Origin of the sequence: Mycoplasma sp. 1578d, from assembly GCF_024582695.1 — a bacterium.
GTDB lineage: Bacteria > Bacillota_I > Bacilli_A > Mycoplasmatales > Metamycoplasmataceae > Mycoplasmopsis.
Genome location: NZ_CP102081.1, coordinates 739,865 through 751,659 on the forward strand (window position 1 = coordinate 739,865; position 11,795 = coordinate 751,659).

Annotated in this window: 15 protein-coding genes; 5 read left to right on the forward strand and 10 right to left on the reverse strand. The window is 29.8% G+C overall.

Annotation, left to right across the window (positions count from 1 at the left end):
• Positions 1-2 precede the first annotated feature (2 nt).
• Both NPA11_RS02905 and truB read right to left on the reverse strand, forming a co-directional pair.
• Positions 3-815 carry a YcsE-related riboflavin metabolism phosphatase gene (locus NPA11_RS02905; protein ID WP_257043410.1) on the reverse strand — a complete coding sequence of 271 codons (813 nt, stop codon included), beginning with the start codon at positions 813-815 and terminating at the stop codon, positions 3-5.
• The gene (gene truB, locus NPA11_RS02910; RefSeq protein ID WP_257043412.1) at positions 816-1,649 is read right to left on the reverse strand and encodes a tRNA pseudouridine(55) synthase TruB; all 834 of its coding nucleotides are present in this window, start codon (positions 1,647-1,649) and stop codon (positions 816-818) included.
• Positions 1,650-1,751: 102 nt separating this feature from the next.
• On the opposite strand from truB, the gene gmk reads away from it, so the two are divergent.
• Genes gmk through NPA11_RS02935 form a run of 5 tightly spaced genes read left to right on the forward strand, consistent with a single transcriptional unit; the run spans position 1,752 to position 5,599 of the window.
• Positions 1,752-2,360 carry a guanylate kinase gene (gmk, locus tag NPA11_RS02915; protein ID WP_257043414.1) on the forward strand — a complete coding sequence of 203 codons (609 nt, stop codon included), beginning with the start codon at positions 1,752-1,754 and terminating at the stop codon, positions 2,358-2,360.
• Positions 2,344-3,102, forward strand: a complete 759-nt coding sequence (locus NPA11_RS02920) for a PP2C family serine/threonine-protein phosphatase (protein ID WP_257043416.1) — start codon at positions 2,344-2,346, stop codon at positions 3,100-3,102. Before gmk ends, NPA11_RS02920 begins: the two co-directional genes overlap by 17 nt.
• On the forward strand, positions 3,092-4,072 hold the full coding sequence (locus NPA11_RS02925) for a serine/threonine-protein kinase (RefSeq protein ID WP_257043417.1): 981 nt from the start codon (positions 3,092-3,094) through the stop codon (positions 4,070-4,072). The genes NPA11_RS02920 and NPA11_RS02925 overlap by 11 nt, the downstream gene beginning before the upstream one ends.
• A 7-nt stretch (positions 4,073-4,079) precedes the next feature.
• Entirely contained in the window at positions 4,080-4,922 is an 843-nt protein-coding gene (gene rsgA / locus NPA11_RS02930) for a ribosome small subunit-dependent GTPase A (RefSeq protein WP_257043418.1), read from the forward strand.
• A complete protein-coding gene (locus NPA11_RS02935) occupies positions 4,922-5,599 on the forward strand; it encodes a ribulose-phosphate 3-epimerase (protein ID WP_257043419.1) in 678 nt (225 codons plus the stop codon). The genes rsgA and NPA11_RS02935 overlap by 1 nt, the downstream gene beginning before the upstream one ends.
• Here NPA11_RS02935 and NPA11_RS02940 read toward each other — a convergent pair.
• The 8 genes from NPA11_RS02940 to NPA11_RS02975 all read right to left on the reverse strand — a co-directional run bounded on the left by NPA11_RS02940 (position 5,596) and on the right by NPA11_RS02975 (position 11,749).
• A complete protein-coding gene (locus NPA11_RS02940; RefSeq protein ID WP_257043421.1) occupies positions 5,596-6,405 on the reverse strand; it encodes a hypothetical protein in 810 nt (269 codons plus the stop codon). The genes NPA11_RS02935 and NPA11_RS02940 overlap by 4 nt on opposite strands.
• A gap of 9 nt (positions 6,406-6,414) precedes the next feature.
• Positions 6,415-7,095 carry a CDP-diacylglycerol--glycerol-3-phosphate 3-phosphatidyltransferase gene (pgsA, locus tag NPA11_RS02945; RefSeq protein WP_257043425.1) on the reverse strand — a complete coding sequence of 227 codons (681 nt, stop codon included), beginning with the start codon at positions 7,093-7,095 and terminating at the stop codon, positions 6,415-6,417.
• Positions 7,096-7,098: 3 nt separating this feature from the next.
• A complete protein-coding gene (locus tag NPA11_RS02950; RefSeq protein ID WP_257043426.1) occupies positions 7,099-7,632 on the reverse strand; it encodes an MHJ_0274 family protein in 534 nt (177 codons plus the stop codon).
• Positions 7,633-7,639: 7 nt separating this feature from the next.
• Positions 7,640-7,960 (reverse strand): hypothetical protein, encoded by a 321-nt coding sequence (locus NPA11_RS02955; protein ID WP_257043427.1) that lies wholly within the window; start codon positions 7,958-7,960, stop codon positions 7,640-7,642.
• Between the two features lie 50 nt (positions 7,961-8,010).
• Positions 8,011-9,504 (reverse strand): magnesium transporter, encoded by a 1,494-nt coding sequence (gene mgtE, locus NPA11_RS02960; RefSeq protein ID WP_257043428.1) that lies wholly within the window; start codon positions 9,502-9,504, stop codon positions 8,011-8,013.
• A 23-nt stretch (positions 9,505-9,527) separates the two neighbouring features.
• The gene (locus NPA11_RS02965; RefSeq protein ID WP_373457092.1) at positions 9,528-10,112 is read right to left on the reverse strand and encodes a diadenylate cyclase; all 585 of its coding nucleotides are present in this window, start codon (positions 10,110-10,112) and stop codon (positions 9,528-9,530) included.
• A 1-nt stretch (position 10,113) separates the two neighbouring features.
• A complete protein-coding gene (locus tag NPA11_RS02970) occupies positions 10,114-10,407 on the reverse strand; it encodes a hypothetical protein (RefSeq protein ID WP_257043430.1) in 294 nt (97 codons plus the stop codon).
• 106 nt (positions 10,408-10,513) lie between these two features.
• Positions 10,514-11,749, reverse strand: coding sequence for a CNNM domain-containing protein (locus tag NPA11_RS02975; protein WP_257043431.1), 1,236 nt, complete (start codon positions 11,747-11,749; stop codon positions 10,514-10,516).
• Between the last annotated feature and the right edge of the window lie 46 nt (positions 11,750-11,795).

The following is an 11,795-nucleotide window of genomic DNA, read 5'->3' on the forward strand; positions in this document are numbered from 1 at the left end:
TGCTATATAATTTTAAGCTCTTTAAGTTTTAAATATACTCCATCATATTCACAATCAATAGCAATGTCTTTAGCTACTTGCTTGAGACTTTCTGAACCTCGTTCCATAGCAACCCCATACCCTGAATCACGAATCATTTCATAATCATTTGCTCCATCACCAAAGGCAATTAAATCTTGGACATTAATCCCTAATTTTTGACACAATAAATTTAAGGTATAAAATTTATTAATATTTTTAGGCAGAATAAAAAGTCCCCGAGTTCAAATTGAATTTACTTCCATTGATAAATTGTGCTCTTGAATATAATCATTAATTCTCTGAATCAAATCATGTGGATTATCTTTGTTAATAGTGATTAAAAATAAATTATCAGTGCTTAGTAATTCTTCGTCAAAGTCGACATAATTATGTGCATTTGGACCAACAAATCAATGATCAAGTTTTAATTGTGGAGATTTGAACACCTTATCAAAATCTGAAATGGAAATCCCTTTAAGCTCATCTTTGAAATGATGATAAACTTGAATCACTTCTTCTTTAATTAAGGTTTTCTTAAAAATAAATTCTTTCTTAGCCACATCCCAAATAAATGAACCGTTTGATCCAATAAAATAATCTGGTTGTAATTGCTCTAAAAAATCTCCAATAGTAGCAAATTCTCTCGCTGTGGCAATTACAGTAATAATCTTTTTAGCTCTAAGTTGTCCAAACATTTCTTTTGTGTGTTGACTGAATTTAATATGAGCATTAGGCAGTAATGTTCCATCAACATCAAAAGCTGCTATTTTAATTTTTCCTTCTAGTGTCTTCATCTAAAACCTTTCATTAAATACTCTTTTAGGATAGTATTTATTATTTTTAACTTCTCCAATTGAAATGATTTGTGAATTTTTAACAATTAAATATTTTCCATTATCTTTTTTAATATCAAACTCATTTCCGTGTTTGAGCTTAGATTCTGCATGATTATCAATCTCAAAATACGGAAGATTGATGAGTTTTTCAAAGCTAATTTCCTTATATTGATTTTGAGTCAAATCATCTAAACTAATATTACCAATTTTGGTGCGTACTAGATTAGTCATTACACAAGTAGTACCTAATGCACTAGCAATATCCCTTAAAATTGAACGAACATATCCTCCTTGAGAAATTTTCATTTCAAAACGGGCCTTATAACTATCCTGATCAAAGGTAAGCAATTTTAAATAATGAATTTTAATTGGTTGGGGTTTAAGTTGAAATTGCTCATTTTTTCGAAGTAATTCATGGGCTCGTTTTCCATTGATTTTTTTAGCACTTAGTTGGGGTGGAATTTGTTCTTTTTGTTGAGAAACTTGTTCAATAACCGATTGTAATTGTTTAAGACTAAATTCCACTTTCCCAGTAAATTGTGGATTACAATTATAATTATCGAGTGATATGCTGGTATAAAAAAATTCGCACTCAGCAATGTATGTTTTTTCTTTATGGGTGATGTATTGTAAAAGTTTAGTATCTTCATGGCTAGCTAATAACATAAGCCCACTAGCCAGTGGATCTAATGTACCAGTATGCCCTATTTTTTTGGTTGATAATTCCCTTCCGATTTGACGAATTGCCTTATTCGAAAAAACGTTACAAGGTTTATGAAAAACAAAAAACATCACACCACCTTATTTGCTTTATTATTTTACTAAAATTTTATCTTTTTATTAATTTAAAAGCTGTTTTTTTATCTTCAAAAAATAGTATAATAAAAAATAATTATGGCACGAAAAGGTAAACCAATTATCATTTTTACTGGCCCAAGTGGAGTTGGAAAGGGAACTGTAGAAAGATTATTATTTGACTTTGAAGAACTAAATTTATATCTTTCTTGTTCTGCAACTACAAGAAAACCAAGAGAAGGTGAAATCAACGGAATTCACTATCATTTTATCAGCACTGAAGAATTTAGAGATAAAATCAAATCACGAAAATTCCTTGAATTTTCTTACCATTTCAATAATTACTACGGAACTTTATACTCAGAGTTAGATAAAATCCATGCAAAAAACCGTGTTCCAATGTTAGAAATTGAAACCAGAGGTGCTAAACAAGTTATTGAAAAACTTCTTGAATCTAATGAGCATAATTATAACCTCATTACTATTTTTCTTGCACCACCTTCAGTGGATGAACTTAAGAATCGAATTATTAATCGTGGTACTGAAACAGAAGAAGTGATTAAAGCACGTCTTGATAAAGCAACTGAAGAGATTAATGAATCAAGTATTTTTAAATATACAATTATTAATGATGTCCCTGAACGTGCCGCTGATGAGATCCGAACCATTTTACATAAAGAATTAGGAATTAATGAAAGTAGCAAGTAAATCAATCAAAGGAAATTATCGTTCAAAGAATGATGATCGTGTTGGTGTGTTTCAAAATGAATGAGCTACTTTAGCTATTCTTTGCGATGGAATTGGTGGTTATTCAGGTGGTGATATTGCTGCTAATATTGTTGTGTCTGAGTTTGGGATAAGCTTTCAAAAAAATTTTAAATTCACTGAATTTGCACAAATTGAGCACTGGGTTGATCAAACTGTGCTTGAATGTCGCAAGTTAATTAAAAAAGCTGCTCAACAAAATAAAATTACTCAAAATATGGGTACTACTTTAACTGGAGCAATTATTTTACCTCAGCAAGAAAAGATTTTGCTCTTTAATTCAGGCGATTCAAGAGTATATATTGTGACTCATACTAAAAACTTAATTCAAGCAACTAAAGATAATAATGTTGAAAACAAACTTATTCAAGAAGGTTATAAAGTTGAATTAGCTAAAGCTAATCCGCTCGCTTCGTATTTAACTTCAGCTGTTGGATTAAATATTAAAACCACAATTCATTTTGAAGAAATTGAAAGTGACATTTATCGTAAAATTGATAAACTACTTATTACTAGTGATGGAGTTCATTCGTTCTTATATAAAATAGAAATGGAACAAATTTTGAATACACAATTAGAACCAAAAGAGCAAATTAACCAATTAATCGAACGTGCTACTATTGCAGAATCCACTGATAATATGAGTGGAATTATCATCCATCTTGAAAGGCTCAATGCAGAATAAATACATATTAGAAAGCTCAAGGGTGTATCAAAAATACCAAATTGAAAAACTGATTGGTTCAGGTGGGGCCGGGTCAGTATTTTTAGTTTATTTAAAGGCTAATCCACAGATTAAATTTGCGTTGAAGTATTACAAAAACGCAATGGACACTAGTAATGCCATACGTTTTAAATATGAAGCTGATTTGCTTAAGAAAATCAAAAGCAAGGCAATTCCTAAGTTCGAAGAATTTTATCAAGATCAAGCCGAAATGTTTTATGTGATGGAATATATTCAAGGAGAAACCTTAAGTAATCTTTTAGCTAAAAAAGGGCGTTTAGATACCAGAAGAGCTATTAATTACATGAAACAAATTAACGAAGGAATTGGTGAATTGCATGCTTTTAATATCATCCATAGGGATATTAAAAGTCAAAATATTATCGTTACTGAACATCAAGAAATCAAGATTGTGGATCTAGGAATTTCACTTTCGCCTGATTCACAAAGAATCACTAAAACCAGCACAATTGTATGTTCTCCATATTATGCTGCTCCAGAAATTAATCATAAAATCACCAAGGCTGTTGATATTTATGCACTGGGAATTGTCTTTTTTGAAATGTTGACTGGTCAATATCCTTTTAAAGGAAAAGATGAGTATGAAACCATTAAAATGCATAAAGAAAAGAATTTTCCTAATATTCGTGAATTTATTGATGTCCCATGGTCAATTTACAATATTTTAGCTCGGGCTGTGGCTAAAGATCCTAAAAAACGCTATGAAAGCGTTTGAGATTTTAATAAAGACCTAACCAAGGCACTAACACCTGAAGGTAAAGCCCAAAGTCCAATTAATATGAAAACACTTCAAGTGCAAAAAACAAAGGATTTATTTTTTGCTTCAAATAAATTTTTAGTTTTTGGAATTGTAATTATTCTTTTAATCATTATTGTGTTATTAATTGTGATCTTTTTTAACATTAAATAAGGAATCAATGAAAGGAAAAATTTTCAGTATTATTGGTGGCATTTACACTGTTAAATTACAAGATCAAAGCTTTATTAAAATTAGCGGTGCTGGTAAATTGAGATATTTAAACCTTACTCCATTAGTAGGGGATGATGTTATAGTAGAAAATAATCAAGTCAGTCAAATTTTAGAACGGAAAAATGAATTTATTCGTCCAAAAGTGGCTAATATTGATCAAATGATTTTGCTAATGTCTTTTAAAGAGCCACAATTTAGTAGTTTCTTGTTCGATAAGTATTTATCAATTGTGGAAAATAAAAAAATCACTCCAATTTTATTCTTTACTAAAGCTGATTTAAGTCAAGATTATATGATTGTTGAACAATACAGAAAAATGAATTATCAATGTTATTTAATTAACAACAACAATCCAACATACGTAAATGATGTTAAAAGAATCTTTAAAAATAAATACTCAGTATTTATGGGGCAAACAGGAGTCGGAAAAACAACAACAATTAACAAATTAAGTAATAATAATTATCAAACGCAAGCTATTTCTAAAGCACTAGGAAGAGGAAAGCATACCACTCGGGCAATTCATATTACTGAATTTAATCATGGTTATTTGATTGATACCCCTGGATTTTCGTCACTGGATTTAGATATGAATAAGTATGAACTAGCACGTAGTTTTGAACAATTTGACAAGCTTGCCCAACAATGTAAATTTCGTTCATGCTTGCATTTAAACGAAACAATTAATGTCTGTGCGATTAAGCAGGCTGTTGAAAATGGTTCAATTCCACAATTTAGATATGATAATTATTTAAAATTACAAAACCAACTTACAGAAAAGGAAAAATAATGAAAAAATACGTTACACCTAGTTTATTAAATGCTGATCCTAAACAACGCCCCAAAATGGCTGAGCATTTAATTGAACAGGGGATCAAATGAATTCACTATGATATTATGGATGGAGAATTTGTTCAAAATACTGCCATTGAAGTGGGCGAAATTATTAATATTGATAAAAATGTCACTAAACATTTTAAAGATGCACACTTAATGGTACAAGACCCTTATTTATACGCTAATTTACTGAGTGAACACGTTGAATTAATAACTTTTCACTATGAAGCAATCGTTGATGATACTGAAGAATTTTTAAACTATTTAATTGATAATAAAGATCAATTAAAAATAGGTTTAGCAATTAAACCACATACACCTGTAGAAAGTATTAAAGAATTTTTGCCACATTTATCACTAGTATTAGTTATGTCAGTAGAACCGGGTAAGGGTGGGCAAAAATTTATGCCTATTGCTCTAGATAAAATTAAAGAACTTAAGAATCTTCGTGCGGTGCATTCATATCAATACTTAATTCAGGTTGATGGTGGAATTAATGATCAAACTGGTCCGCTTTGTTTTAAAGCTGGAGCTGACGCTTGTGTGGCAGGTACTTATTTAGTTTCTGAACCAACTAAAGATCGAATTAACACAATTTTAGGTAATAAATATAAAAACAAAGCGAATTAATTCGCTTTGTTTTCTCTTATGTAGTTATTTAGTTTAAAGTCATAATTATAAGCAAATTTGTATTCTTTCATATATTCGAGTTCATTATCAGTAATTGCTTTATTGTGGTCGATTTTATCGATTAACTCAAAATATTTTTCTTTTTTCTTGTGTATTTCTTCTATTAATTGTTCATATTCTCGGTCAGTAAAAACTTGGCTTAGTTTTTTTGTTTCAAAAAAACTTTTTGCAACATCATCAAAAAATTTTTTTGTTCAAAATTCGTACCAAAATACTTGGTTGTTGACTTTGTCGTATTTGGATTCTGTTTTTCTTGAAATATAATATTTTTTCAGTTCTTCTTGAGCAGATGTAAGTCCAATAAAATTAGATTTGCCCTGAGTATCCAAAATAATATATGCTTGCATTACACCAAGTGAATCGTATTCAATTGTATTTTCTAAAATTCTTTTTAAGAGAATTTTACCTATGCTTAATTGTGATTGAATTTGAGCGGCTAATTGCTGCTGTTGTTGCTCTGGAACAACATTTGCTGCAATTGAACTGTTAAGATTAATTTGTTCTAGAATTTTTTGATACACTTCAAGTGAAGAATGAAGCGGAACGAGCATATATTGTAATTTTTTGTTATTTTCTGGCGATTGTGCAGCAGTATTTTCAACTTTTTTAACAAAGTTCTCAAACTCAATTGCACTATTTTTAAATGTCTTTGGTAAAAACGGATTCTCACATGAAACAAGCAAAAAAGAACTTAAACTCACTATTGTATAAGGAAACAATCACAATAATTTTTTAATTTTTTTCATATGTAATAACTATTTTTTATTTTTAAGTTTCAGTGCTTTATCTAAATATTGATAACCTGAGGCATAACTTATTCCAACTGCTCCAATTAGTCCTAATAGTACTAAAATTGAAAATGCTCTCTTAGCTGCTGAAACTACTTCGTTTAAACTTCCTAAAATACCTGAATCATAATTTGCACTATTAAAAATCGCGTTGATTAATAAAGTAACAATAATTAAAATTGAAATATAAAAAGTTTTAATTCTAGCTAGTTGATTAGCTTTAATATCAACTTGTTGACGTGCCATTTGAATTCTTAATCCATCAACAATTAGATCACGAATAATAATTAATACAACAAGGCCGACATTAAATCAACCCGATAAAATTAAATAAATAAGGCCGACAATTGTAATGATTTTGTCAGCTAAAGGATCTCAAAGCTTTCCAAAATCTGAAACAGTTTTTCATTTGCGAGCTAAGTATCCATCAACAAAATCAGTTGAAATAGCAATTGTAAAAAAGACAAACATTAACCATGATAACCAAGGTTGATAATCAATGATTCTAGCAAATCCTACTTGAAAGACCTTATAACCATGAAAAATTAAAAAAGCAGTGAGAAAAAATGCCATTCAGATGCGAATCATGGTTAGAATATTAGGAATGTTGTTTTTATTAAGTTTTAAATTGAGTTTAAATTTGGACATAAATTACCTTCTTTCAATTAATTTTCTTTTTTCAAAGGCATAATGTTGATTTAGATAATCAACTTCTTTTTGAACATCTTGTTCTGAAATAAGCTCTTTGGCTTTTTTGGCTTGCTCTTTAAAAAAATAAATTTCTTTTGAACACTTTTTCATTCATGAGTTTGGTTTAATGTCTTTTAAATGATTTAAATTTTTCACAAAATCTTGCATTTCTGGATTTGGCAAGACAAATCGTTTAAATCGATCTAAAGTCATAACGTGATTTAAATATTCAATTGGAATTGCGTTAATATCTTTCATTTTCATGTCACCAATACTAACTTTAAAGTTTTCTAATTCTTCTTCGTTTAATTCAATTAAACGATTAATGCTAATAATTAGTGTTTGCGAATATTCTTTAGCTTCGGCTTTAAATTGTTCTAATAATTTCTTTTCTTTTCGAGCATCAATTTTATCTTTTATAGTTTTGAAAAGGAAAAATCCAGCCACTAAGGAAACTAATGCTCCAAAGACAATTCATATAAAAATATCGCCCATATGTCTCCTATTTTGTGATTTTTAACCTTCATTTATCAGGTTTTTGTTCGGTAAATTGTTGCATAATGCTTTCTAGTTCCTTTTCACTTAAAGTTGAACGTTGAATTTCACTGTGTAAATAAGCACTATATTGACGATAGTTAAAACTTGGTTTAGGAGTGATTTTTTTATACACTACTCGTGAACCAGTTGATAATGGTTCATCAATTTCTACTTGAGTGTTTGCGACAAGATCTTTCATTTCTTTTTTGATAATTTTAAGCTCTTGTGCTAGTTTTTCATGTTCTTCAGCAAGTAATTTTAATTTTTCAATATTAGCAATTTCCATTATTTCCTTATCAACAATTTATTTATTACTTTTATTATATCTTTTTTGAGCTAATTAACAATCGGGTTGGTTGGTATTATTCCCAGTGCCACCCCAAGTGTGAGCATTCCGATATTAATTCCAAAGAAAATAAGAGTAGAAATAGCATCAGAGAGTGTAGCTAAAATTGGAGCTGACATGACAGCTGGATCTTTTTTAAATTTCACAGCAATAATTGGAATAACGGTTCCAAGCATCTTAGCAATAATCACGACTGCAAAAAGTGAAAATGAGCTTCCTAAAATTACAAAAGCTAGTGCACTTCATGGCACTCCAGCTGTACGAAAAATTACAAAGTATAAAAAGAGTCTAAGAATGTTAAAGATAAACATTAACACACCAACAATAATCGCAACTCTAACTTCTTTTAAAATTGCCTTCCCTGCATCTCTAAATTCAAGCTCTCCTAAAGCTGTAGCCCTAGTAATTGTGGTTGAGCTTTGTGAACCAGCATTCCCTGCTGAACCAGAAATAACTGGAATTAAAGCCACAATAATAGCTGCAGGAATGGTGATGTGAAGCGTTTCTGTAAGAAAACTTTCACTAATATTGGTGAATTTTTCAATAACTAACTGACTAATGGTGGCTGAAAGCATTAAAATAAGCAATCATAAAATCCGTGATTTCACAATAGTCCAAACAGTTGTTTTTAAATAACTCTCTTCAGCAGCATCTGGGTTAATCCCACTCATTTTATAAATATCTTCAGTAGCTGCTTCTTGGATAACATCAATAACATCATCAGATGTAATCATCCCGATGAGATAATTTTCACGATTAATAACTGGGAGAGCTGATTGATCTTGATCGGCAAAAATTAAGGATGCTTCTTCTTTAGAATCGTATGTATGTACTGAACGTACTGGTGAGTAAATTTCATCGATAATTTCTTCTTCATCCGAAAAAACAATCTCTTCGAGCATAACTGAACCAAGCAAAACTCCTCTTTGATCCACAACATATAAGTGATGACTTAATTCAACTTTATTTTTATAATCGCGACGAATCTTAGCTAAAGCTTTTTTACAAGTCAAAGTATTAGTCACAGTTGAAATATCCACTGACATAATACTTCCGACTTGATTATCGTTGTATGATAAAATTGAGTTAATTTTTTCCCGTTTTTGGGGATCAGTATTATTGAGAATTTTTCGAGTTAAATTAGCTGGTAAATCTTCTAAAATATCAGCAAGCTCATCAGTTTGAAGTTCTTGCAAAAGTTTCATTCCTCATTCTTCAGTTAAATTATTAACTAATTTAAATTGAATGTTTTCATCTAAATATGAAAATAATTCAGCTGCATCAACTGTTTTGAGAGAGCGTAGTAAAAATAATTGCGAACTAGGATCTAAACTTTCAGTAGCATATGCAATATCAGCTAAAGTATATTGATCTAAGAAATCGCGAATTTTTTTAATACTTTTACTTTGAATTAATTCGGTTAATTCAAGGAGGATTTGATTTTCAAAATCATTTAATAAATCGTATTTCTTGTTTTCTGACATGCAAACCTCCTTTCTGATAGCGGTTAATCTTTAATATATTTAAGAAGTGTTTCTTTAAATTCGCTAATTGGCACTTTGGTCATTAAGCCACCTTTTAAAATGCTAATTACCCCGGTTTCTTCTGATACAACAATAGTAGTAGCATCAGATTGTTCTGAAATTCCCAGTGCAGCTCGATGACGTGAACCAAAGCTATTATCAAGACTTTTTTTAGTGATTTTATAAAAAGTAGAAGCATAGTAAATTTTATTATCTCTAATAATAACTGCTCCATCGTGAATTGGGCTTTCTTTACTAAAAATAGCAATTAACAATGAACTTGATAAATTAGCGTTTAAAATAATTCCGTCTGTACGTAAATTATCTAAACTTTCATTGTTCTCTAGAGTAATTAAAGCTCCGATTCGTTTTTTAGATAAATATTCGACTGTGTCTTTGAGCTCATAAATCAAACGTTCTTGTGAAGAAGTCCCTAAGCTTAGATATTTGTTTTTGACAATTTTCTTGGAAATAAAATTACTAATTCTTGGTCACAGTAAAACCGATAAGATTCCTAGACAAATTCAAAAAGTAGCCAGCACAAAGATTAAAATAATAATTAAAATCATATTAACCTGCAAAGATACTAATTGCGTAAGCTCCTAAAAATAACAATGTAATTACTAGCACAATAATGCTAATGTAAATCAAATTCATGACTAAAGCTCTTTTGCGAGCTTTAGCTTGAGCAAGAAGTTCTTCTGGCGATTTTTCTGGTAATAGGTTTCCACTTGAATCGTATGTTTGAGCAATAATACGAGCAATTTCTGCTTTTCTCAAGTTTATTAAATGTTCTGGATCAAGTTTAGAATCAGATTTTTGGGCTGGTTTTTCCTTGTTTTTTAAAAAAATTTTAATATCCATAATACCTTCTTAAAATATTTATATTTAAATTTTACTTTATCAGACTAAAAATATAAATTTTTTGTTAATAAAATAAAAATTGTCCAGAGACAATTTTTGCAAGGATTTACAATTTATTAATCTCAATAATGCTATAACTTTTCTTATCTTTAGCAATTGAAATGACTTTGAATTGATATTTGTCTTCTAAAGTAAAAGAAGTTTTCTTATAAAGTTTCTTATCTCCACTTTTTTTGAGCAAATACTGCTCTAATGTTAGTTCTTCTTCATCAGGTTCAAGAAGAGAGACTTGAATATCTAATTGTTTAAAAACATCATAAACAAATAGTCCAGATTGCACTTGTGATTTTTCCAGCGATAATTCATAAATTTCTTCATCATTGTCATGCTCATCGTAAATTTCACCGACAATTTCTTCGAGAATATCCTCAATTGTGATTATTCCTTTAACTTTAGTCGAATTATTATTTTCTACTACTAGTCCCATCTGAGCACGATCTTTTCTTAGTTTATCTAGAGCTGATGAAAGAAGTGAATTTGCTGAAATGTACGGAAGAGTCTGCATATAAGTAATTATTTTTCCTTTTTTAAGGTGAAAAATATCTTTGAGCATAACCATACCGATTAATTGATCATTTTTCATAATTGGAAGTCGAGAATAATTAGTTTTTTTGAACATTTCCTTAGCTGTAGCAATATTATCTTTGTAATCTAAATATGATACATCCTTTAAACGAATATAGTGTTGCTGTACTTTAGTTGAGTCTAAGTCTAAAGCATTTTTCACTAAAATGCTTTCTCCAGTTTGCAATACTCCTTCATTTTGAGCTAAATTAATCATGGTTTTAAGATCATCTTCAGTATGAGTTATTAACACTTCTTTCCCGATTTTACTGATTGGAAGTGTAAGTACTCATAAAATTCAGTACATAATTTCAATAAAGGGCGAAAAGATTTGTAAGTATCTAACACAATGATGTTTAGCGATTAGTTTAGGACCAATTTCACCAAAAATTAAAAGCACTGGGGTGACAATTGCAATTGAAATAACAGTTGGTCAAACATTATCATTGCCAAATATTTGCGAAAGTAGTAGCGATGTGAGTACAGAAGACCCAACATTGACAATGTTGTTTCCAATTAAAATAGTTCCTAAAATTTGGTTAAATTTATTCTTTTGTTTTTGAATTAAGGTTGCATTGCGGGCTTTTTCTTCAACTAAAGCATTAATTTTAGCCGCTGAAATAATGCTATATGCTGTTTCACTTCCACTAAAAATGCTACTGAGTAAAAATAAAATAAATAAAACAATTAATAGAATAATTATCAAGTGCGTTGGCATTAGCAATCTCCTTTAGACTTGATAATTAAATGATGGGATATAGGTT